This is a genomic window from Sulfitobacter sp. PR48 (genome assembly GCF_028807335.1).
GTDB lineage: Bacteria > Pseudomonadota > Alphaproteobacteria > Rhodobacterales > Rhodobacteraceae > Sulfitobacter.
The window spans coordinates 234,770-256,492 of record NZ_JARAMM010000008.1; the positions used below are offsets into that span (position 1 = coordinate 234,770).

Below are 21,723 nucleotides of genomic sequence, written 5' to 3' on the forward strand. Positions count from 1 at the left end.
ATGCGCCCGTTCGAACAGGATCAAAATAGGCTCGATCAACCGGTTGCATGGTTTGATTTTGGGAAGTTGGTGCGGTCGGAGAGACTCGAACTCTCACGGGTGTTACCCCACAGCGACCTCAACGCTGCGCGTCTACCATTCCGCCACGACCGCACGCCATGGATGGTGAAGGCGGTTTAGACAAAGCCGTGCGGCTTGTGAAGAGGAAAAGAAAACAAAAAGGCCCCCCGCAGCGCATCCGCTGCGGGGGGCCGTCACGCCCGGCTGTGCCGGGGTTATTCGCTGATCGAGAATGTGGGCAAAGCGCTGCCGGAAGCCGGTTGCGGTGTCGGCAGGGCAGAGCCTTGAACCCCGCCCGAACGGCTTGCCGCGGCGCGGATCAGTTCCGTCCGCTCGGGCTGGCCGGGGACAAAGACCGCCGCGGCACCGGAATCGGCAGCGGCAAGGCCTGCCTGATACCAGCTTTGCGCCATGTCCACACGTTTGGCAGGGCCGAAGCCCTGGCTCAGGTGGTGGCCCATCAGCTCGCCATAGACCCCTTCACCCAATGTAAAGAGCAGCAGGGCAGAGCCCACGGCCACATCCATGTTGTCGGTGCGATAGCCGACGCCGAGACAGATCTTGGCCGTGCCCTGAAGCTGTGCAGGCGACATGCCTGTGGTCAGCACAAATGCCGAAACGTCCTGCACCACCGCCTCGCGCGGTTTCAGCGACAGGGCCGCGACCTTGTCCTTCATCGCGGGGCCGAAACCGGCGCATTGCTGGGCAATCTGATCGGGGGTGAACCCCTGGATCTGGCTGACCAGCTCTTCCGATTCGGCAATGGCATAGGTCCGCGCCAGGCAGAATTGTTCGTTCAGCGCCACATTCGGGTCTGTCATGCTGGCCAGCGTGGTAAAGCCGCCGTTGGTATTGGTGATCAGCGATACCGTGTTGCAATGCGAGGCAAGCGAGGCCTGGGTCCCCGCCCCGAGGAAGTTCGGCAGGCCACCGGTGCCGGCATCAGGTGCCGGTGCAACCGCGGCGGCAAGAGAGCTCATCCCGGAGAGCGGTGCCGCCGGCGCTGTTGCTGCCATCGTGGCGCCGACCTGCGGCACTTGCTGCGGTGCAACGACGATGGTTGTCGTGGGCGCAGCCCCGTTGCCCGCCGGTGACTGGCCCGCCATTTCCGCGCGATAGGTCTTGAGCAGACCACGGGTGCCATCCGGCGTCGCCGCGACCTGCTGCTGAACCGCATAGCCCCCGGCCTGCGCGCGGTTGTAGCTGGAGATCAGCAGGTTCTGCTCAAAGGCGGAAAGCTGTCCGGTAACGGGATATCCGAGGTAAGCCTGGTACTGCGACACCGCATTGCGGGTCTTGCGCCCCAGCTGGCCATCCACGGTCCCCGCATCAAAGCCGAAATAGTTCAGCGAGGCCTGGATGTTCTTGCCTTCCTGGGTGGAGGGCAGCGATGAGCGGGTGGATTTCTTGCGATAGGTGCGCCGCTTGGTTGTCGTGCGCCGCTGCTTGTTCGCATTGGCCCCCACGATGCCGCCGATGATGGCGCCTGCAATGAAATCGCCTGCATCCGCTTCGACCCGCTCTGCCGGAATAACCGCCACCGAAAGGGCCAGAACGGCCCCTGTCATCAATTTGTAAATCATATGTCCGCTCCGAAAATGAATCGTTTTATGGGTATTGCGAAAAGGCTAACACAACATAATCCGGCCCGGGAACCTTTTTGGCCCGATTTGCCGCTGCGAATATTGAAAATTTGCGCAGGGACACCGAAGTACAAAGCTGAATGCCAGCCGAAAGGATACGCCAATGACCGATACCGCCCCTCCCCCGCAGGACAAAGTCGTGCAGGTCGATATCGTGTCTGATGTCATGTGCCCCTGGTGCATCGTCGGCTACAAGCAGCTTGAGCAGGCCCTCGCGATGACCGGGGCCGGCGCCTTTATCCGCTGGCATCCGTTTGAGCTGAACCCCGCCATGCCCGCCGAAGGGCAGAACCTGACCGAGCATATCGCAGAGAAATACGGTGCCAGTGCCGCCCAGTCTGCCGAAAACCGCAGGCGGCTGGTGGATCTGGGCCATGATCTGGGGTTCACCTTCAATTTCGACGCGGACAGCCGCATCGTGAATACCTTTGCCGCGCATCAGCTGCTGGACTGGGCGCAGGAAGCACACCTGCAGCACCCGCTGAAACTGGCGCTTTTCGATGCGCATTTCACGCTGGGGCGCGATGTGTCGGATCATGAGGTCTTGGCAGAGGTTGCGGGTTCGGTCGGTCTTGACCGCGACGCGGCCCGCGCCGTGCTGGAGAGCGGCAGCCATGCCGCAGAAACCCGCAAGCGCCAGGAATTCTGGACATCGCGCGGCATATCGGGCGTGCCTTCGATGGTATTCGACGAACGCTATCTGCTGACCGGCGCGCAGGGTGCCGAAACCTATGCGCGGATGCTGACCAAGGTGCTGAGCGAAAAGCACGCGGCCTGACCGGCCCCGGCCGGTCCGGAAACGCGGTGCTGCCTCAGATGCCGTTCACGGGCACCTTGAGCATCAGGTTGCCATCCTTGTCCCGGGGCAGTTCGCCGGCACGCATGTTCACCTGAAGCGACGGGATGATCAGCTTTGGCACCGCCAGCTGCGCGTCCCGTTCGGTTCTGAACTTGATGAATTCCTCGCGGGTCTTGCCCCCGCCGACATGGATGTTGCCCGCCTTTTGCGCGGCAACCGTGGTTTCCCACTGGATCGCGCGGCCATTGGGGCCGTAATCGTGGCACATGAACAGGCGCATCTCGTCGGGAAGGGACAGCACCTTCTGGATGCTGTCATAAAGCTGGCCCGCATCGCCACCGGGGAAATCCGCCCGCGCCGATCCCCCATCGGGCATGAACAGCGTATCCCCCGCAAAGGCCACATCGCCCATCACATGCACCATGCAGGCCGGCGTATGGCCCGGCGTATAGATGGTAAAGCAGGTCATCTCGCCCACCTTGTAGGTGTCACCGTCCTTGAACAGCGCATCGAACTGCGAGCCGTCACGCTGGAATTCGGTGCCTTCGTTGAAGATCTTGCCGAAGGTTTCCTGCACCACCATGATCTTTTCACCGACACCGATCCTGCCCCCCAGTCTTTGCTGGATATAGGGCGCCGCGCTGAGGTGGTCGGCGTGGACATGGGTTTCGATGATCCAGTCCAGTTTCAGGCCCTTGCTCTCGATCTCGGCGATCAGGGCATCGGCGTGGTCATAGGTGATGCGGCCGGCGGCATAGTCGATGTCCATCACGCTGTCGATGATGGCGCAATGCACGCTTGCCGGATCGCGCACGATATAGCTGATCGTGTTTGTCGCCTCGTCAAAATGCGCCGAGACCTCGGGTTTGACGGACATGTCCACGGGATAGGTCATTGGATTTCCTCCATTACGCTGTGACATCGGGCCTGCGCGACAGGGCCACCTGCATGAGCTTTGCTATCACGATACCGCCAATCAGCGCGGCAACAAAGATCACAACTTCGGTCTGCCCTGTTCCCAATGCGGGCAGTGCGCCGCCGGGGCAGAAACCGGCAATGCCCCAGCCGATCCCGAAGGTTGCGGAGCCCGCGATCAGCGGCAGATCGAAGTCGCGGCTTGCGGGCAGGTGAAAGCGGCGGTCAAACAGCGGGACGGGGCGTTTCAGCACCACGCGGTAGCCGATGAAGGTGACAAGCAGCGCGCCGCCCATGACAAAGGCAAGGCTGGGGTCCCAGCTGCCCGCGACGTCGAAAAAGTTCAGAACCTTGGCCGGGTTGGCCATGCCGGAGATCGAGATGCCGACCCCCAAGATCAGGCCGATCAGATAGCAGATGACAATGCGCATGGCTCAGCCCCCCATCACATGGCGCAGCAGATAGACCGTGATGCCGGTGGCCAGCATGAAGGTCAGCGTCGCCAGGATGGAGCGGGGTGACAGCCGCGCCATGCCGCAGACCCCATGGCCCGAAGTGCATCCCGCCCCAAAGGTCACGCCCACCCCGACAATCAGCCCGCCGATGACCAGCATCATGCGGGAGACCGGAACCTGCACCTGCGGAAATTCACCCGTGACCAGCATCACGAGAGCGGGACCGCTGACCATCCCCGCCACGACCGCCGCCCGCCAGGACCAATCGGCAAAGCCCGCAGGCGTCAACAGTCCGGCCAGAACGCCGGTTGCCCCCATGATCCGGCCCATCAGCCCCATCAGCAATACGGCAGCCAGACCGATCAGCGCGCCCCCCGCAAGGGATTGAAAAGGTGTGAAAGCGGTTTCCATCACCGCCCCCTCCGCGCCGGACCAATGCCAGCAGGATCAAGATGGCCTTTGTTCAACGACATGCGCGGGGTCCTTTCCCAAAGCCCGGTGCCGTCTGGGAAAGATCGACGCGCAGGCAGGATAAACATTCAAAAGTCATTATATGTTTTCCCATGCCGGGTTTCAACCGTTCTGAGGCGGGCAGCCCCGGCAACGTGTGATCTTGTCGCGCCTGCCGATCGCGCCTAAACATCCGCCATGGTGGAATGGATTGTCACGGACGGGTTGACCGACTACCGCGCCGCGGAGGCGTGGATGGAAGCGCGCGTGGCCGCGATCAGCGCCGGTGAGGCCGAGGAATGCATCTGGCTGGTCGAACATCCGCCGCTTTACACCGCAGGCACCTCTGCCCGGGCGGAGGATCTGACCGATCCGGGTCGCTTTCCCGTTTATGATTCCAAACGGGGCGGGCAATATACCTATCACGGGCCGGGCCAGCGCGTCGCCTATGTGATGCTGGACGTTGCCGCGCGCGGCCGCGACGTGCGCTGCTTTGTCCGCCAGCTTGAGGATTGGGTGATCACCACGCTGGAACAGTTCAATGTCACCGGCGAAATCCGCGCAGGCCGCGTTGGCGTCTGGGTGCAGCGCCCGGAAAAGACGCCTCAGCCCGACGGCTCCCCGGCAGAGGACAAGATCGCTGCCATCGGCATCCGCCTGCGGAAATGGATCAGCTTTCACGGCATCAGCATCAATGTGGAACCGGATCTGGAGCATTTTTCCGGTATCGTCCCCTGCGGGATCAGCGACCACGGGGTCACCTCACTGGTGGACCTCGGGCTGCCGGTCAGCATGGCCGATGTCGACGTAGCGCTGCATGCGGCCTTCGATCAGGTGTTCGGCCCCCTGCCCGCCGTGACCGCCTGAGCGAAAGCCCGGAACCCTCCGGCCTTCCCCGTCGGCTTCGAAAAAACCGCGACGCAGCCGCAAAATAACCCCGCCCTGCGACACCTCGCCCATTGCCCCCTGCGCCAAGCCGCTTTAGAACGGCTCTCAATCCGCACCGCATGACAGCCGACAGGCGTGGTGTGACCCATGAGTTCAAGTTTCAGGAGGCACCGCATGGCAGACGCAGCCATTCAAGGCCATGACCACCACGACGAGCGCGGTTTCTTCACCCGCTGGTTCATGTCCACCAACCACAAAGACATCGGTATTCTGTACCTCGTCGTCTCCGCGCTTGCGGGTTTCGTGTCGGTGGGCTTCACCGTCTACATGCGCCTTGAGCTGATGAACCCCGGGGTTCAGTACATGTGCATGGAAGGCGCACGGATGTTCGCCGATTCTGCGGCCACCTGTACGCCAAACGGGCATTTGTGGAACGTGCTGATCACCGGCCACGGCATCCTGATGATGTTCTTTGTGGTGATTCCGGCGTTGTTCGGCGGATTTGGTAACTATTTCATGCCCTTGCAGATCGGCGCGCCTGACATGGCGTTCCCGCGGCTGAACAACCTTTCCTTCTGGCTCTACGTTGCCGGTACAACCCTTGCGGTCTGTTCCGTGCTGGCACCGGGTGGCAACGGCCAGGCCGGTTCCGGCGTTGGCTGGGTGCTGTATCCACCGCTTTCGGTGAAAGAAGGCGGCATGTCGATGGACCTTGCGATCTTCGCGGTTCACGTCTCCGGCGCCTCCTCGATCCTGGGTGCGATCAACATGATCACCACCTTCCTGAACATGCGTGCCCCCGGCATGACCCTGTTCAAGGTGCCGCTGTTCTCCTGGTCGATCTTTGTCACCGCCTGGCTGATCCTGCTGGCGCTGCCGGTGCTGGCCGGTGCCATCACCATGCTGCTGATGGACCGCAACTTCGGCTTTGCCTTCTTTGACCCGGCTGGCGGCGGCGACCCGATCCTGTACCAGCACATCCTGTGGTTCTTTGGCCACCCGGAAGTCTACATCATCATCCTGCCCGGCTTCGGCATCATCAGCCACGTCATCGCGACCTTCTCGCGCAAGCCGGTCTTCGGTTACCTGCCGATGGTCTGGGCGATCATCGCGATCGGCGCATTGGGCTTTGTCGTCTGGGCGCACCACATGTACACCGTCGGCATGTCGCTGAACCAGCAGGCCTATTTCATGCTGGCCACGATGGTCATCGCGGTGCCGACAGGGGTGAAGGTGTTCAGCTGGATCGCCACGATGTGGGGCGGCTCCATCGAGTTCAAGACACCGATGCTCTGGGCCTTCGGCTTCCTGTTCCTGTTCACCGTCGGCGGTGTGACCGGCATCGTTCTGTCCCAGGCCGCCGTGGACCGCTACTACCACGACACCTATTACGTGGTCGCGCACTTCCACTATGTGATGAGCCTTGGTGCCGTGTTCGCGATCTTTGCGGGGATCTACTTCTACTTCCCCAAGATGACGGGCCGCATGTACCCCGAATGGGCCGGCAAGCTGCACTTCTGGGCGATGTTCATCGGGGCCAACCTGACGTTCTTCCCACAGCACTTCCTGGGCCGTCAGGGCATGCCGCGCCGCTACATCGACTATCCCGAGGCCTTTGCCTACTGGAACCACTGGTCCTCGATGGGCGCATTCCTGAGCTTTGCCTCCTTCCTCTTCTTCTTCGGGATCATCGCCTATTCGCTGACCCGCGGTGCGAAGGTGACGGCGAACAACCCCTGGAACGAATTCGCCGATACGCTGGAATGGACCCTGCCCAGCCCGCCGCCCGAACATACGTTCGAGCAGCTTCCGAAGCAGGAAGACTGGGACATCAAGCACGGCCACTAGAGCGCCCGACCTTAATCCCGAGACATGAATACCCTGCCGCGCCTGCGGCGCTCTCGGGACATTCATGTCGCTGGATGCTTCAGGTTAAAGGTCGGACGCGTTAAGGCATCTCAAATCGTCAAAAGGCCCCGACAAGCGTCGGGGCCTTTTGCATTTGGCGTGATTGACAGCAGCGCCACGCGCGTGGAACCTGACCGGACAACATTTGAGGTTCCCTTATGAAAAAGATACTTCTCGCCGCGACCTGCATCCTTGCCGCAGGCCCCGCCCTTGCATTCGACATCGGCTTTGACTGGTCAGGCCTGAAACCCTGCACCAACGGAAAGCCCAACACTGTCGCCAACCCCGCATTTCAGGTCAGTGGCGTTCCCGCAGGCACGAAATTCATCCGCTTCAAGCTGACCGACCGCGACGTGCCCAATTACAACCACGGCGGCGGCGTGGTGGCCTACAACGGGCAGAAGGTGATTGCGCCCGGTGCCTTCAAATACAAAAGCCCCTGCCCGCCCAGCGGCCGCCATACCTATGAATGGACCGCGACCGCCCAGACCAAGAAGAACGGCGGCGCGCTGGCCACCGCCCGAGCGGCACGCAAATATCCGTGAGCGTCGCTGTCACCGCGCTCTACACCGCATGTGTGGCGCTGTTGTTCCTGATCCTGAGCGCGCGGGTCATCCTGTACCGGCGCGCCAACAGGATCTCGCTGGGGGATGTCGGCGACAAGGCCCTGATCAAGCGCATGCGCGCCCAGGCCAATTGCGGCGAATATGCCCCCATCGGTCTGATGCTCCTGCTGGTCAGCGAATTGAGCGGCGCCCCCGCCCTCGCGCTTCACCTGATGGGCATGACCCTGCTGGCGGGGCGATTCCTGCATGCGGTGGGCTTTTCCGCCACCCCGCAAAAGATGATCCTGCGGCAGATCGGCATGGCGATGACACTGGCCATGATCCTGTTCAGCGCTCTGGGCCTGATCGGACATGCGCTGTTCTGAACGGCGCGGGGGAAGTTTGAAAAAATTTCGCCTCAAACCGCCTTTTCCCTCTTGCGGCGCGCGGCTGGGATGGGTATCTCCCCCTCACCCAAGGAAGCGGGCGTAGCTCAGGGGTAGAGCATAACCTTGCCAAGGTTAGGGTCGGGCGTTCGAATCGCCTCGCCCGCTCCAATGGGTCCTTCTGAAACAGACCGCCATCTGGCGGTCTTTTTCGTTTCTGGCCTGGCGCCCTGCCGCACAGGGCAGATTTCAACCCCTGATTATCCCGATCCGCGGAACCCCGGGGCGCGGCCCTTCCGGCCCCCTTCAGCTCTGCCACTGCGCTGTTGCAGCACCTGACCGGCAATCCGGGTTCAACAACCGGCCAAAAGTTGTGCAAAGCGCCGAACTTGCGGGCAACAATTATGCAGATCGCCCTGCTGCCGCCCGAAATCGACTGCAAATTCTAGTGAATCGCCAAGCGCATCCCGCCTAGTAACGCTGCCCAATCCGGGCAAAAGCGCCGCGCGGGGGCCATCTTGGCAGATACTTCCCCCACGCGACTACAACAACAGTTGCGGGGTCTGACTACACGGGTCGGCCACCGGTTGGGAAGGACCGTTCGCGGTATTCCGATCGTCCGCAGCGACAACCGGGATGTTTGATAAATGAAACTTAAAACCTCTGCTCTTGTGACGGGCGCCTTGCTGGGCTCCGCCGTCATGGCTGCCGCCGAATGCGCCGACCCCGTGAAGGTCGGCGTGCTGCACTCCCTTTCCGGGACAATGGCGATTTCCGAAACCACCTTGAAAGACACCATGCTGCTGCTGATCGAGGAACAGAACGCCAAGGGCGGTGTTCTGGGATGCCAGATCGAGGCGGTTGTGGTTGATCCGGCCTCCGACTGGCCGCTCTTTGCCGAAAAGGCGCGCGAACTGCTGACGGTGCATGATGTGGACGTGATCTTTGGCAACTGGACCAGCGTCAGCCGCAAATCGGTGCTGCCGGTGATCGAGGAACTGAACGGCCTGCTGTTCTACCCGGTGCAATACGAAGGCGAGGAAAGCTCCAGGAACGTCTTCTACACCGGTGCCGCGCCGAACCAGCAGGCGATCCCCGCGACCGATTATTTCCTTGAGGAACTGGGCGTCGAGAAATTCGCGCTGCTGGGCACCGACTACGTCTATCCGCGCACCACGAACAACATCCTTGAAAGCTATCTGAAGTCCAAGGGGATCGCGCAGGAAGACATCTTTGTGAACTACACGCCCTTTGGCCATTCCGACTGGGCCACCATCGTGGCCGATGTGGTTGCACTGGGCGCGGACGGCAAGCAGGTCGGCGTGATTTCCACCATCAACGGTGACGCCAACATCGGGTTCTACAAGGAACTGGCAGCGGCGGGCATCTCTGCCGATGACATCCCCGTGGTGGCTTTCTCCGTGGGTGAGGAGGAACTGTCCGGCCTCGACACCTCCAACCTTGTCGGGCATCTGGCGGCCTGGAACTATTTCCAATCGGCAGAATCCGAGGCCAACGACGCCTGGGTTGCCGCATGGAAGGCCAAGATGGGCGACGACCGCGTGACCAACGACCCGATGGAGGCGCATTACATCGGCTTCAACATGTGGGTAAACGCGGTTGAAGCGGCAGGCACCACCGATGTGGATGCGGTGCGCAGCGCGATGTACGGGCAGGAATTTCCGAACCTGACCGGGGGCACGGCGGTGATGCTGCCGAACCATCACCTGGCCAAACCGGTGCTGATCGGTGAAATCACCGCCGATGGCCAGTTCGATATCGTCAGCCAGACCGACGAAGTGCCGGGCGACGCCTGGACAGACTTCCTGCCGGAATCGGCTGTCCTGACATCGGATTGGAAGGACCTTGGCTGCGGCATGTACAACACCGAAACCAAGTCCTGCGTGCAGCTGACATCCAACTACTGAACCGGGTGCGGCGCGGGGATAGTCTCCGCGCCGACTGTCCTGAAGAATGATTGGCTTTCCCTGATGCTTCGTCTGTTTCTCCTGGCCCTGGCGCTTTGCCTGTCCCTTCCTGCTGGCGCACAGGCACAAAGCCTGCAACCCATCCTGCAAACCCATGCCGATGAAGTTCTCAAGCCCGGTCGGCGCAGTGTCGATGTGGTGCTGGTGGATCTGGTGGCCAGCGGCCTGCCGCAGGTGGTTCCCTTTCTGGAGGCCTGGCGCGACCGCGAGATCGTGCAGCGCGATGAAGACGGGCAGTTCTTTCGCCGCAAGGGCGGTGAACTTATCGATCTGGATACCGCTGTCGTTGCAGGCCCCGCCGCCGGGACAAAGCTGACCGAAGCCCGCCCCAACGGCGGTGTGCGCCGTGCGATCAGCGAGGCACTGGTGCAGTTCCAATTGTCCGACCCCGATATCGGCAAGCGCCGCGCGGCTGTCGACGCGATTGCCCGCAGCATGGACGCCAGTCAGCTTGGCCCGCTGACCGCCGCCATCGAGACGGAGACCGACCCCGAACTGAAACGCGTGAAATCGCGGCTGGCCGGGATGCTGGGCGCGCTTTTTGCCAGCACCCCTGACGGGCGCGTGGCCGCCATCAACGCGCTGTCGGGGGATCTGTCCGTCGACGTGCGTGCCGTGCTCAACACCATCCTTTCCACGCAGGATGACGTGGCAAAGGAGCTGCCGGAAGGCGGCAATATCGCGCGCTTCCTCAAACCCGGCACCGATCTGACCCCGCAGCAAGCCTATGCGCGGCTCTCGGCCGCCGGACTGGCGCCTGCCCTTGTGACCCAGAGCGACATCCGCGCCGCCCTGATTGCCCATATTGACGGTGGCATGGTGGGCGGAATGCCCGTTGCAGCGCTGGACAATGACGCCGATCGTGCCGCCGCCTATGACGCGCTGGCCGCCGATGGCGTGGTGCCGCCCCGTGTGAGCGCCGAGGCCGAGGCGGAGGCAATTGAAAGCCACGTCTTCTTCCAACGCTATGCCGAAGCCGACCCCGCCGTCACCGATGCCGCGCGCTCCGTGCTGAACGGCATCGAAACGCGGGTGTCCTTCAGTCAGGCCGCCGATCTGGGCCTTGATGCGCTTTCGCTGGCCTCGATCTACTTTCTGGCCGCCATCGGGCTGGCCATCACCTTTGGCGTCATGGGCGTGATCAACATGGCGCATGGGGAATTCATCATGATGGGGGCCTATACCGGCTTTGTCGTGCAGCAGTTTGTCCCCGATTACACCCTCTCGATCATCATTGCGCTGCCACTGGCCTTTGCGCTGACATTCGGGGCCGGGGTGGCGATGGAGCGGCTGGTGATCCGCCATCTTTATCACCGTCCGCTGGAGACGCTGCTGGCCACCTTCGGCATTTCAATCGCGCTGCAACAGCTGGCCAAGAACATCTTTGGCACCCAGGCGCGGCCCCTGACCTCGCCCGGCTGGCTGGACGGGGCGCTGGTGATCAATGACGTGATCGCCATCAGCTATATCCGCATCGCGATCTTTGTCCTGGCGCTCATGTTTCTGGCGCTGATCCTGCTGGTGCTGAACCGGACACGCCTGGGGCTTGAGGTGCGCGCGGTGACCCAGAACCCCGGCATGGCGGCCTCCATGGGGATCAACCCGGACCGGATCAACATGCTGACCTTTGGTCTGGGATCGGGCATCGCGGGAATCGCGGGCGTGGCCATCGGGCTTTACGCAAAAGTCACCTCCGAGATGGGGGCCGATTACATCGTTCAAAGCTTCATGACCGTGGTCGTGGGCGGTGTCGGCAATGTCTGGGGCACGCTTGCCGGGGCCTCGATGATCGGCTTCCTGCAAAAGGGCATCGAATGGCTGAACCCGTCCAACACCCTTGCGGCGCAGACCTACATGATCCTTTTCATCATTCTTTTCATCCAGTTCCGTCCCAAGGGCATTGTCGCCCTCAAGGGCCGGGCGGCAGCAGATTGAGGCTTCACATGATGCATGATCGCGGTATCCTGAGGGTTCAGTCCCATTCAACCACGGAAATTTCACATGAAGGTCATTTACGCATTGCTCGGGATCATTCTGCTGGCCACGTCGGCGCAGGCGGATGGCTATGGGTTCAGAACGCCCTCGGGCAATATCTATTGCAACGGCTCGCTGGAGGGCGGCGACATCAGCTGCACCATCGCGGAACGGTCATCGGGGCCGGTTCTGCCCCGGCCCGGCTGGTGCAATGGCTACTGGGGGCACACCTTCACGCTGAACCGCTATGGTCCGGTGCAGATGGAATGCAGCCAGGCCGCGCCGCGCAAATCAAGCTACACCGATGTGGCGCCCTATGGCGAGACAGGGCATTTCGCAGAGATCACCTGCCAGTCGGAGCGCAGCGGGCTGACCTGCCGCAATGCAGAGGGACATGGCTTCATGCTGTCGCGACGGGTGCAGCAGATCTTCTGACGCCCCGCGCAGGGAGGGTCGCGCCATGAGACGCAGTTTCATCGCGCAGAATCCTTCCATCCTGTGGTTCCTCTGCGCGCTTGCGCTGTTCACGCTGGGGGTCACCATCCTGTCCGAAGGTTTCGGCATCGGCGTGATCTCCACCTCTTTCGTCAAGACATTGGGCAAGACGCTGTGCCTGTGCCTGATCGCCATCGCGATGGATGTGGTCTGGGGCTATTGCGGCATTCTCAGCCTGGGGCATTTCGCCTTCTTCGGGATCGGCGGCTATGCCATCGGCATGTGGCTGATGTATGCGCGCACCGAGGGCATCGTGCTGGGCAGCCTTGCCGGTCAGCCCCTGCCCCCCACCCCGACAGAGATTTCGGACGCCATCGGCAACCAGATCTTCGGCGTGGTGGGCAGTTCGGAATTTCCGCTGATCTGGGCCTTTGCCGATAATCTGTTCCTGCAATTGCTGATGGTCGTGCTGGTTCCCGGCCTGCTGGCGCTGGTCTTCGGCTGGCTGGCCTTCCGCAGCCGGGTAACCGGTGTCTACCTGTCGATCCTGACCCAGGCGATGACCCTGGCGCTGTCGCTGTACCTGTTCCAGAACGACAGCGGATTGCGCGGCAACAACGGGCTCTCGGGCCTGCAGAACATCCCCGGATTCGAGCAGACCTCGCAGGCCGCCCTGTCGCTGGTGTTCTTCCTCGTCTCGGCCCTGGCGCTTGGCGCGGGCTATCTGTTCTTTGCCTGGGTGGTGTCGGGCAAGATGGGCAGCGTGGTGAAGGGCATTCGCGACAATGAGGCGCGGGTGCGTTTCCTGGGCTACCACGTGGAAAGCTACAAGCTGTTCATCTTTACCATAACCGCCATCGTGTCGGGCATCGCCGGGGCGCTCTATTACCCGCAGGCGGGCATCATCAACCCCGGGGAAATCGCGCCCATCGCCTCGATCTACCTCGCGGTCTGGGTCGCCATCGGCGGGCGGGGGCGGCTTTACGGTGCGGTCATCGGTGCCGCCTTCGTGTCGCTGCTGTCGTCCTGGTTCACCGGCGGCGGGGCGTCGGACATCAACCTGTGGGTCTACACGATCCAATGGACGAACTGGTGGCTGGTACTGCTGGGCCTGAGCTTTGTCGCCGTCACGCTGTTCTTTCCCAAGGGCATTGGCGGGCTGTTCGATTATCTGGTGAGGAAACCGTCATGAGCATGCTGCTGGAGGTCAATGGCGTCACCGTCACCTTTGACGGGTTCCGGGCGATCAACAACCTGTCGATCAACTTTGCCGAGGGCGAATTGCGCGCCATCATCGGGCCGAATGGTGCGGGCAAGACCACTTTCATGGACATCGTCACCGGCAAGACAAAGCCGGACAAGGGCGAGGTGATCTGGGGCGAGCGCAACATTTCCCTGCTGGGCATGTCGGAAAGCGAAATTGCCAAGGAGGGCATCGGGCGCAAGTTCCAGAAACCCACCGTATTCGAGGATCAGACGGTACGGCAGAACCTTGCCATGGCGCTGAAGAACCCGCGCGGGCCCTTTGCGGTGCTGACGCACAAGAAGACCGCAGCCAACGGCGCGCGGATCGAAAAGATCGCCGAAGAAATCGGTCTGAGCGGCAGTCTGACCCGCGTCGCGGGCGAGCTGAGCCATGGTCAGAAACAATGGCTGGAAATCGGCATGCTGCTGGCCCAGGAACCCCGCCTGATGCTGGTGGATGAACCCGCCGCAGGCATGACGGCGGAGGAACGCGAAAAGACAACGGACATTCTGCGGGAGGCGGCAAAGACCCGCGCGGTGGTGGTGGTGGAACATGACATGGAATTCGTGCGCCGCCTGGACTGCAAGGTCTCGGTGCTGCACGAGGGCGCGGTGCTGGCCGAGGGGCGTCTTGAACATGTCACCGCCGATCCGACCGTGATCGATGTCTATCTGGGGCGCGGCCATGCTTGATATTGCGAATCTCGACCTGAAATACGGGCAAAGCCAGATCCTCTTCGACGTCTCCATGACCGCGACCGTGGGGCAGATCACCGCCGTGATGGGCAACAACGGTGTGGGCAAGACCAGCCTGTTGAAGGCAATCGCGGGGCGACATCCGGCACAGGCGGAGCGGGCCGAGGTCGGCGGTGCCCCCCTGCCCCTGTCATCAGCCGTCAGGGCAGCGCGGGCCGGCATCGCCTATGTCCCGCAGGGCCGCGAGGTCTTTCCGATGATGAGCGTTCTGGAGAACCTGCAATCCGGCTTTGCCTGCCTGCCGAAACCCGACCATGTGATTCCGGATCATATCTTTGAATTGTTCCCGGTCCTGCGCGACATGCAATCGCGGCGCGGCGGCGACCTGTCGGGCGGTCAGCAACAGCAGCTGGCCATCGCCCGTGCCCTGATCACCCGCCCCAAGGTGCTGCTGTTGGACGAGCCGACGGAAGGCATTCAGCCCAATATCATCCAGCAGATCGGCGATGCGCTGGAACTGCTGCGCGGACAGGGGCAGATGGCCATCGTGCTGGTCGAACAAAACGCCGATTTCGCCTATCGGCTTGGCGACGCCTTTGTCGTGATGGAGGGCGGAAGGGTCAAGCGAAGCCGCGCCAAATTGGACTACCCCAAGGCAGAACTGATGAGCGATTTGGCGCTCTAATCCCGCAATACGGGAGATTTCTTGCGTTTTACACAATCTTTAATTGCATTGCCGTCATAATTTCGCCCGCTTTTCCCGCTTAGGTGTAGCCAGCGCAGCCAATGATCGTTGCGTTGGTAGAGGCCTTCGTGTGGAAAGATAAAAAGGTGATATATGCGACTTCTAGCCGTTGATGATGATCCGGTCGTACTTGAGCTCCTGACTGTCGTGTTCGGTCAGGATGATATGCCCGATATCACCTGCGCCCAGTCCGCCGATCAGGCGCTGACCATGCTGGAAGAAAACGACACCCGATTCGATTGCCTGATCCTTGATATCGAAATGCCGGGCATGAACGGAATTTCGCTGTGCCGCAAAATCCGCACCATGCCGGATTACCGCGAAACACCGATCCTCATGCTGACCTCGGTCAGGGACCGCATCAAGATCGAAAGTGCCTTTGCCGCCGGGGCCAACGACTATGTGACCAAGCCCTTTGACGTCAAAGAGATCACCACCCGGATCCGGGTGGCAAAACGGATGTCGGAAACCACCGAAAGCGCGCCCCGTCTCGACCCGCTGTTGCCGGTGGCAGATGCCACGAAAGGCGAACATGCCTTTGGCATCGGCTGTCCCGTCCGTCTGATGCATCAGGAACAGCTGATCCTGCCCTTCTCGCTGGGCAATTACCTGTCGCAGCTCTCGCGTCAGGCGCTGGACGAATGCTGTGTCTTTGCGGTCCGGATCGAAGAGATCGAGACGCTGTACAACAATTGCACAAGCCAGGAATTTGCCATTGCCCTGGGCGAGGTCGTCGACGCCATTGTCGAGGTGGTCGATCATCCCAACCTGCTGCTGGCCTATGAAGGCAAGGGCATCATTCTGGCCATCAGCCAGGGGGCCGAACCGCCCGATTGGCCGGTGATCGAGGATCAGGCCCATGCGCTGCTGAATTCGGGTGCCGCGGTCTATGCCGATGGCACGCCAATGAACCTCAGAGTGTCGATCGGCAATCCGATCCCGCCCTATACCAACCGTAATCAACGGGTGAAAAAGACATTCGACCGCGCCATCGACCGCGCCATGATGCGCAGCCGCAGCAATGCGGCCCAAAGGTCGAAGATGAGCGGAAAATCACCGGCCGGCGTGTTCTAGGTCGCCTTGATCTTGAATCGCCGATACCCTGCCGCGCTGCGCGCTCTCGGGACATCGGCGATACGGCCTGTATCAGGTCAAGGCGGGACGCTGTAGGTCAGCATCTCAGGCGCGCCCGGGCATGGCCTTGGCGCGCGGCGCTCAGTTGATTGGAAACTGGCTCAGGCAGCGGGCGGCGCTGCGGCGGTAGTCTTCCAGCGTTTCACTCACCGATCGCCGGTCGCGCACCACCGCCATCGCCGCTTTCTTCTGCGCCCAGGTCCCGGTGACATGGTGTTCGAGGATCAGGACCGTCACGCCCAGCATCACCTCTTTTTCCTCCGCACTGATCAGCTCGGCCCCCGCAAGCGCCACGGCCGTCAGCGCCAGGGTATTGGAACAGCGCAGCGCCGCGGCCTCGCTGCCTTCATAGACCTTTTCGGCCGCAGTGCCCGGCCCGGCGACGCTGGAGAAAACAAGTGCCAGGGTTCCGAAAAATGCCTGACGCGCCATCAAAAGACCTTGAAGGTCATGGTGGTCATAGACCTTTCGATCCCCTCAATGGTCAGCAGATGGTCATTGATGAACACGCCCACATCCTCCCCCTTGGGGATATAGAGCTTCATCAGCAGGTCGTATTCGCCCGAGGTCGAATAGAGTTCGGAATGGATCTCGCGCAGGGCAATTTCCTCGGCCACGCGGTAGGTTGTACCGGGGCGGCATCTGATCTGGATAAAAACACAGGTGGTCATCGGACTCTCGAAAATTGCGCTCTCCTCAGGCTGACACAAGGCCCGGTCGCCTGCAATCCCTCATCCGGTCTTGGCGTCGGGGCCAGCACTGCTATAAGGCTGCTGACGCCAGCCAGAGGGGCCCGATATGCGCCAGACCAGCCTGACCCGCACCACCGCCGAAACCGATGTCAGCGTCGAGATCAATCTTGACGGCACCGGCAGCTATGACAACCAGACCGGCGTGGGTTTCTTTGATCACATGCTGGATCAACTGGCGCGCCACTCGCTGATCGACATGAAAGTCCGCGCCACCGGCGATCTGCACATCGACGATCACCACACGGTCGAGGATGTGGGCATCACGCTGGGCCAGGCGCTGGCCAAGGCGCTGGGGGACAAACGCGGCATCCGGCGCTACGGGTCCTGCCTGCTGCCGATGGATGACGCCCTGCTGCGCTGCGCCCTTGACCTGTCGGCCCGGCCCTTCCTGGTGTGGAATGTCGATCTTCCGACCGACAAGATCGGGACCTTCGATACGGAGCTTGTGCGCGAATTCTTCCAGGCTTTCAGCACCCAGGGCGGCATCACCCTGCATGTGGACATGCTGCATGGGCTGAACAGCCACCATATCGTCGAGGCGGCGTTCAAATCCGTTGCCCGTGCGCTGCGCGAGGCCGTTGAGGTCGATCCACGCAAATCGGGCGATATCCCCTCCACCAAGGGTGCGCTTTGACCCCGATGCAGGGGATGACGGCGGCGGAGGTCGTCAATGGCAACCGGTGGATGTGCCACAGAACGGCAGGTTTTCAGCCACCGGCCTACAAGGCGCATCCTGCCGGAACCTTGCATGTGCCGCCCTGCCCGCCCGCGCGCCCGGACGCTGCCATGAGGCCTGACACTCCCTTGATGCCAGAGGCTATCCCAGACACTCCCATGAAGACATGTCACATATGACATGTCTTCATTTGCGGCCCGCAGGCCCGCCCCGCCCCCGGCCATCCGCAGCCGCCCTCAGGAAATCCCTTCACTCCCGCCATTCACAAAGGGACAGATGCCCATGCTGACCGCCATCATCGACTATGAAAGCGGCAACCTGCATTCCGCCCACAAGGCCTTTGAACGCATGGCCCGCGAAGTGGACGCAGGCGAGGTCACCGTCACCTCCGAGGCCGATGTGGTGGCACGCGCCGACCGGATCGTCCTGCCGGGCGACGGTGCCTTTCCCGCCTGCATGGCGGCACTGAAGGGCGCAGGTGGTGTGTTCGATGCCATGGTCGAAGCGGTCGAGGTCAAGGGCCGCCCGTTTCTGGGCATCTGTGTCGGCATGCAGCTGATGGCCACGATGGGCCGCGAATACCGCGACACGCCGGGCCTGGACTGGATCGGCGGCGAGGTCACCCGCATCGCGCCCGCCGACCGCAGCCTGAAGGTGCCTCATATGGGCTGGAACGATCTGGTGATCGACCATCCGCACGCCGTCTTTGACGGTATCAAGACAGGCGACCACGCCTATTTCGTGCATTCCTACCATATGGCGGTGAACGACCCGGCCCAGCGGCTGGCCCATGTGGACTATGCAGGCGACGTCACCGCCATCATCGGGCGCGACACCATGCTGGGCATGCAGTTCCACCCCGAGAAATCGCAGGCCACCGGATTGCGGCTGATCTCGAACTTCCTGAAATGGGCGCCATAGGCGCTCAGCCAGGGCTATCTGATCCGCGTCCAGACGAGGTTCCTGCAGGTTGCCGCAGTGCAGGCCTGCAGATGCAATGCGCCCCCCACCGCCCTGACCCGGGTCTGCCCATAGCGTTCACCATCGCGCGCGCCATATTCGCCCAGAAAGCTGCCATCGGGCTGTGCACGCAGGTTCCAAAGCACCTTCGCGCCCACCGCATCGGACCTTGCGTCATACCCTCGCCGGTTCTTGGCCCGCTCGACCAGTGCGCAGAGGTCGCGCCCGCATCTGCGCGTGCGCACATGCAATACGACCCCCAGCCCGTCCGGTTCGGTCTGCCAAAGGCCGCGCGGGATTTCGGCCGCATCCCTTCCCTGCGCGACTGCATGTGATGACAGACAAAGGATCAGGGCAATCGCGCCCCCGCGCAGCGCCCGCATGAACTGCACCTTAACTTTCCCGCAATGACACCGGCATACCCGGTTCAGCCCCCCGAAAACTCACATCCCCGGCGCAATGGCCGGAAAGCGGATCAGTTGATCCGCTTCCAGGTCTGTTTCGAACAGATCAGACCGCCCGCCACGCATCCCGACAGTTTCAGCGCATTGCCCGAGACATTCATCTTGCCGATGTAGATCTTGCCATTCGACGGCCGCCAGACCTTGCCCGCGTAATTCCCGCCGCCTTCCGGCACCATGTCGATCACCAGCGTCTTGCCAAGGTTGGGCGACTTGTATTCGCCACTGTCATTGAAGGTCCGCGCAATGGTGCCGCAAATCGCGCCGCCACAGGGGGCCATCTTCACATGGGCATAGGCCCCGTCATCGACCTGGGTCTGCCAGGTGCCAACCGCCGGGTCTGCCGCCTGGGCCGCCCCGGCCAGACCAAAGGCCAGTGCCGCCGCTGTCATCAGTTTTTTCATGCAATATCCTCCCCTTTTGCGGCATAGTCTGGATCAGCGCCCGGTTTCTGGCAAGCCTGACCTGAGGTCGCGTTGCAAATCCCGCCCATGCATGCAAAACCGCGCGTGCAAATCAGCACAGGACCCGCCGATGATCCTCTATCCCGCCATTGACCTCAAGGACGGACAGGCCGTGCGCCTGGTCCACGGTGACATGAAAAGCTCCACCGTGTTCAACGACGATCCCGCCGCCCAGGCCCGCAGCTTTGTCGAGGCCGGCTGCCAATGGCTGCATCTGGTGGATCTCAACGGTGCCTTTGCCGGCACCCCGGTCAATGCCGCCCCGGTGGAGGCGATCCTGAAAGCCTGCAAGGTCCCCGCCCAGCTGGGCGGCGGCATCCGCGACATGGCCACAATTGACTCCTGGCTCGACAAGGGGCTTGCCCGCGTCATCCTGGGCACGGTCGCCGTGGAAAACCCCGATCTGGTCCGCGAAGCCGCCCGCGCCTTTCCCGGCAAGGTCGCCGTCGGCATCGACGCGCGCGAAGGCCGCGTCGCGACCAAGGGCTGGGCCAATGAAACCGATGTGCTGGTCACCGACCTCGCGAAATCCTTCGAGGACGCGGGCGTCGCCGCGATCATCTACACCGACATCATGCGCGACGGCGCCATGGGCGGCCCCAATATCGAGGCCACCGCCGCCCTGGCCCGCGCGGTCCGCATTCCCGTCATCGCCTCCGGCGGCGTGTCCTCACTTGATGATCTGATCGCCCTGCGCGACACCGGCGTGATCGAAGGCGCCATTTCGGGCCGCGCCCTTTATGACGGGGCAATCGACCTTGCCACCGCGCTCTCAACCCTGTCCCGGTGATTTCATTGTTCCTGAAATACACAATCCACCCCCGCCCCACGCCCGGACCAGAGACATGTTGAAAACCCGCATCATCCCCTGCCTCGACGTGGCCGATGGCCGGGTGGTCAAAGGTGTGAACTTCGTCGGCCTGCGCGATGCGGGCGATCCCGTCGATGCCGCCATCGCCTATGACGCCGCAGGTGCCGACGAGCTGTGTTTTCTCGACATCCACGCCACCCATGAGAATCGCGGCACGATGTTCGACCTGGTGCGCCGCACCGCCGAACATTGCTACATCCCCCTGACCGTCGGCGGCGGCGTGCGGAGCGCGGCGGATGTGCGCGCCCTCCTGCTGGCCGGGGCCGACAAGGTCAGCTTCAATTCCGCCGCCGTTGCCAATCCGGAGGTCGTCGCCGAAGCCGCCGATCATTTCGGCAGCCAATGCATCGTGGTCGCCATCGACGCCAAGACGGTCTCCCCCGGCAAATGGGAGATTTTCACCCATGGCGGTCGCAAATCCACCGGCATCGACGCCGTCGCTTTCGCCCGTACCGTTGCCGAAAAAGGCGCGGGCGAGATCCTGCTCACCTCCATGGACCGCGATGGCACCAAATCCGGCTTCAACCTGCCGCTGACCCGCGCCATCTCTGACGCGGTAAACGTGCCGGTGATCGCCTCGGGTGGTGTCGGCACGCTCGACCATCTGGTCGAAGGCGTCACCGAGGGCGGCGCATCCGCCGTGCTGGCCGCCTCGATCTTCCATTTCGGCGAATTCACCATTCACGAGGCCAAACAGCACATGGCCGCCGCCGGCATCCCGATGAGGCTGACATGACCCAAGCGACTCCCGCAAACGGCACGCTCGACGCCCTCTATGCCACCATCCTCAGCCGCAAGGGTGCGGACCCTGACAGCAGCTGGACCGCGCAATTGCTGGCAAAAGGCCCCGAGAAATGCGCCGAAAAATTCGGCGAGGAAGCCATCGAGGCCATCATCGAAGCGGTGAAAGACGACAAGACGGCCCTCACGTCGGAGGCCGCCGATGTGCTCTACCACCTGCTGGTCATGCTCGCCGCCCGCGACGTCCGCCTCTCCGACGTGATGGATGAACTTTCCCGCCGCCAGTCGCAATCGGGCCTCGCGGAAAAAGCCTCCCGCTGATCCGCTGCTGTACAGCGTCTGACGAGATACCTGACACAGCAGACATCACGTGACGCTTCCGCCCGGAATGCCCGGGGGAGTTTGAGGGGGCAAAGCCCCCTCAGATTGCTGACAAACCCGGAAGCGGCTGCCGCCGGAGGTAAATCGTTCTTCTGCGCTCAGCGTTACGTTTTCGAACGAAGGGCCGCGCCCGAGCCTGGGAGGGCGCATT

The 21,723-nt window shown here is 62.3% G+C and carries 25 protein-coding genes and 2 tRNA genes; 18 read left to right on the plus strand and 9 right to left on the minus strand.

Annotation, left to right across the window (positions count from 1 at the left end; all coding sequences use genetic code 11):
* Positions 1-67: 67 nt before the first annotated feature.
* Both PVW51_RS12910 and PVW51_RS12915 read right to left on the minus strand, forming a co-directional pair.
* Positions 68-153 (minus strand) — tRNA-Leu (locus PVW51_RS12910).
* Positions 154-275: 122 nt separating this feature from the next.
* Positions 276-1,643 (minus strand): peptidoglycan-binding domain-containing protein, encoded by a 1,368-nt coding sequence (locus PVW51_RS12915; RefSeq protein ID WP_274575416.1) that lies wholly within the window; start codon positions 1,641-1,643, stop codon positions 276-278.
* Positions 1,644-1,806: 163 nt separating this feature from the next.
* Here PVW51_RS12915 and PVW51_RS12920 point away from each other — a divergent pair, with 163 nt between their 5' ends.
* Positions 1,807-2,481, plus strand: coding sequence for a DsbA family oxidoreductase (locus PVW51_RS12920; RefSeq protein WP_274575417.1), 675 nt, complete (start codon positions 1,807-1,809; stop codon positions 2,479-2,481).
* Between the two features lie 34 nt (positions 2,482-2,515).
* On the opposite strand, the gene PVW51_RS12925 is transcribed toward PVW51_RS12920, so the two are convergent.
* Genes PVW51_RS12925 through PVW51_RS12935 form a run of 3 tightly spaced genes read right to left on the minus strand, consistent with a single transcriptional unit; the run spans position 2,516 to position 4,283 of the window.
* Complete coding sequence (locus tag PVW51_RS12925) at positions 2,516-3,397, minus strand: MBL fold metallo-hydrolase (protein WP_274575418.1); 882 nt, start codon at positions 3,395-3,397, stop codon at positions 2,516-2,518.
* A gap of 13 nt (positions 3,398-3,410) precedes the next feature.
* On the minus strand, positions 3,411-3,848 hold the full coding sequence (locus PVW51_RS12930; protein WP_274575419.1) for a YeeE/YedE family protein: 438 nt from the start codon (positions 3,846-3,848) through the stop codon (positions 3,411-3,413).
* Positions 3,849-3,851: 3 nt separating this feature from the next.
* Positions 3,852-4,283 carry a YeeE/YedE family protein gene (locus PVW51_RS12935; RefSeq protein WP_274575420.1) on the minus strand — a complete coding sequence of 144 codons (432 nt, stop codon included), beginning with the start codon at positions 4,281-4,283 and terminating at the stop codon, positions 3,852-3,854.
* Between the two features lie 237 nt (positions 4,284-4,520).
* Here PVW51_RS12935 and lipB point away from each other — a divergent pair, with 237 nt between their 5' ends.
* The 12 genes from lipB (at position 4,521) to PVW51_RS12995 (ending at position 16,206) form a co-directional block, all read left to right on the plus strand.
* Positions 4,521-5,189 carry a lipoyl(octanoyl) transferase LipB gene (gene lipB, locus PVW51_RS12940; RefSeq protein WP_274575421.1) on the plus strand — a complete coding sequence of 223 codons (669 nt, stop codon included), beginning with the start codon at positions 4,521-4,523 and terminating at the stop codon, positions 5,187-5,189.
* Positions 5,190-5,384: 195 nt separating this feature from the next.
* On the plus strand, positions 5,385-7,058 hold the full coding sequence (gene ctaD, locus PVW51_RS12945) for a cytochrome c oxidase subunit I (RefSeq protein WP_269367094.1): 1,674 nt from the start codon (positions 5,385-5,387) through the stop codon (positions 7,056-7,058).
* Positions 7,059-7,276: 218 nt separating this feature from the next.
* The gene (locus PVW51_RS12950; protein ID WP_274575422.1) at positions 7,277-7,663 is read left to right on the plus strand and encodes a YbhB/YbcL family Raf kinase inhibitor-like protein; all 387 of its coding nucleotides are present in this window, start codon (positions 7,277-7,279) and stop codon (positions 7,661-7,663) included.
* Positions 7,660-8,049: an MAPEG family protein gene (locus tag PVW51_RS12955; protein WP_274575423.1), complete on the plus strand. Its 390-nt coding sequence runs from the start codon at positions 7,660-7,662 to the stop codon at positions 8,047-8,049. The genes PVW51_RS12950 and PVW51_RS12955 overlap by 4 nt, the downstream gene beginning before the upstream one ends.
* A 96-nt stretch (positions 8,050-8,145) precedes the next feature.
* Positions 8,146-8,220: transfer RNA gene (locus tag PVW51_RS12960), tRNA-Gly, on the plus strand.
* A 476-nt stretch (positions 8,221-8,696) separates the two neighbouring features.
* Complete coding sequence (gene urtA / locus PVW51_RS12965; RefSeq protein WP_269367100.1) at positions 8,697-9,977, plus strand: urea ABC transporter substrate-binding protein; 1,281 nt, start codon at positions 8,697-8,699, stop codon at positions 9,975-9,977.
* Between the two features lie 63 nt (positions 9,978-10,040).
* Positions 10,041-11,972 (plus strand): urea ABC transporter permease subunit UrtB, encoded by a 1,932-nt coding sequence (urtB, locus tag PVW51_RS12970; protein ID WP_274575426.1) that lies wholly within the window; start codon positions 10,041-10,043, stop codon positions 11,970-11,972.
* Positions 11,973-12,038: 66 nt separating this feature from the next.
* Positions 12,039-12,446 carry a DUF6636 domain-containing protein gene (locus tag PVW51_RS12975; protein WP_274575428.1) on the plus strand — a complete coding sequence of 136 codons (408 nt, stop codon included), beginning with the start codon at positions 12,039-12,041 and terminating at the stop codon, positions 12,444-12,446.
* Between the two features lie 25 nt (positions 12,447-12,471).
* Positions 12,472-13,638, plus strand: a complete 1,167-nt coding sequence (gene urtC / locus PVW51_RS12980) for an urea ABC transporter permease subunit UrtC (RefSeq protein WP_274575430.1) — start codon at positions 12,472-12,474, stop codon at positions 13,636-13,638.
* Entirely contained in the window at positions 13,635-14,384 is a 750-nt protein-coding gene (gene urtD, locus PVW51_RS12985) for an urea ABC transporter ATP-binding protein UrtD (RefSeq protein WP_274575431.1), read from the plus strand. Before urtC ends, urtD begins: the two co-directional genes overlap by 4 nt.
* The gene (urtE, locus tag PVW51_RS12990) at positions 14,377-15,072 is read left to right on the plus strand and encodes an urea ABC transporter ATP-binding subunit UrtE (RefSeq protein ID WP_269367111.1); all 696 of its coding nucleotides are present in this window, start codon (positions 14,377-14,379) and stop codon (positions 15,070-15,072) included. The genes urtD and urtE overlap by 8 nt, the downstream gene beginning before the upstream one ends.
* Before the next feature lie 153 nt (positions 15,073-15,225).
* Complete coding sequence (locus PVW51_RS12995) at positions 15,226-16,206, plus strand: response regulator (RefSeq protein ID WP_274575435.1); 981 nt, start codon at positions 15,226-15,228, stop codon at positions 16,204-16,206.
* A 141-nt stretch (positions 16,207-16,347) separates the two neighbouring features.
* On the opposite strand, the gene PVW51_RS13000 is transcribed toward PVW51_RS12995, so the two are convergent.
* Both PVW51_RS13000 and PVW51_RS13005 read right to left on the minus strand, forming a co-directional pair.
* On the minus strand, positions 16,348-16,698 hold the full coding sequence (locus PVW51_RS13000) for a hypothetical protein (protein WP_274575437.1): 351 nt from the start codon (positions 16,696-16,698) through the stop codon (positions 16,348-16,350).
* The gene (locus PVW51_RS13005) at positions 16,698-16,937 is read right to left on the minus strand and encodes an Lrp/AsnC family transcriptional regulator (RefSeq protein ID WP_067289136.1); all 240 of its coding nucleotides are present in this window, start codon (positions 16,935-16,937) and stop codon (positions 16,698-16,700) included. The genes PVW51_RS13000 and PVW51_RS13005 overlap by 1 nt, the downstream gene beginning before the upstream one ends.
* Positions 16,938-17,064: 127 nt before the next feature.
* Here PVW51_RS13005 and hisB point away from each other — a divergent pair, with 127 nt between their 5' ends.
* Positions 17,065-17,652, plus strand: coding sequence for an imidazoleglycerol-phosphate dehydratase HisB (hisB, locus tag PVW51_RS13010; protein WP_269367118.1), 588 nt, complete (start codon positions 17,065-17,067; stop codon positions 17,650-17,652).
* 324 nt (positions 17,653-17,976) lie between these two features.
* Positions 17,977-18,615 (plus strand): imidazole glycerol phosphate synthase subunit HisH, encoded by a 639-nt coding sequence (hisH, locus tag PVW51_RS13015; RefSeq protein WP_274575447.1) that lies wholly within the window; start codon positions 17,977-17,979, stop codon positions 18,613-18,615.
* A gap of 14 nt (positions 18,616-18,629) precedes the next feature.
* Here the strand turns inward: hisH and PVW51_RS13020 are convergent, their stop codons facing one another.
* Positions 18,630-19,037: a DUF2147 domain-containing protein gene (locus tag PVW51_RS13020; RefSeq protein ID WP_274575448.1), complete on the minus strand. Its 408-nt coding sequence runs from the start codon at positions 19,035-19,037 to the stop codon at positions 18,630-18,632.
* Positions 19,038-19,129: 92 nt separating this feature from the next.
* The gene (locus PVW51_RS13025) at positions 19,130-19,519 is read right to left on the minus strand and encodes a DUF2147 domain-containing protein (protein ID WP_269367123.1); all 390 of its coding nucleotides are present in this window, start codon (positions 19,517-19,519) and stop codon (positions 19,130-19,132) included.
* Positions 19,520-19,649: 130 nt separating this feature from the next.
* On the opposite strand from PVW51_RS13025, the gene hisA reads away from it, so the two are divergent.
* From hisA to PVW51_RS13040, 3 genes are read left to right on the plus strand one after another with little or no spacing between them, the layout of a single operon-like run.
* Complete coding sequence (hisA, locus tag PVW51_RS13030) at positions 19,650-20,369, plus strand: 1-(5-phosphoribosyl)-5-[(5-phosphoribosylamino)methylideneamino]imidazole-4-carboxamide isomerase (RefSeq protein ID WP_274575450.1); 720 nt, start codon at positions 19,650-19,652, stop codon at positions 20,367-20,369.
* 55 nt (positions 20,370-20,424) lie between these two features.
* Positions 20,425-21,186, plus strand: a complete 762-nt coding sequence (gene hisF / locus PVW51_RS13035; RefSeq protein ID WP_114273406.1) for an imidazole glycerol phosphate synthase subunit HisF — start codon at positions 20,425-20,427, stop codon at positions 21,184-21,186.
* The gene (locus tag PVW51_RS13040) at positions 21,183-21,512 is read left to right on the plus strand and encodes a phosphoribosyl-ATP diphosphatase (RefSeq protein ID WP_274575452.1); all 330 of its coding nucleotides are present in this window, start codon (positions 21,183-21,185) and stop codon (positions 21,510-21,512) included. Before hisF ends, PVW51_RS13040 begins: the two co-directional genes overlap by 4 nt.
* Positions 21,513-21,723: the final 211 nt, after the last annotated feature.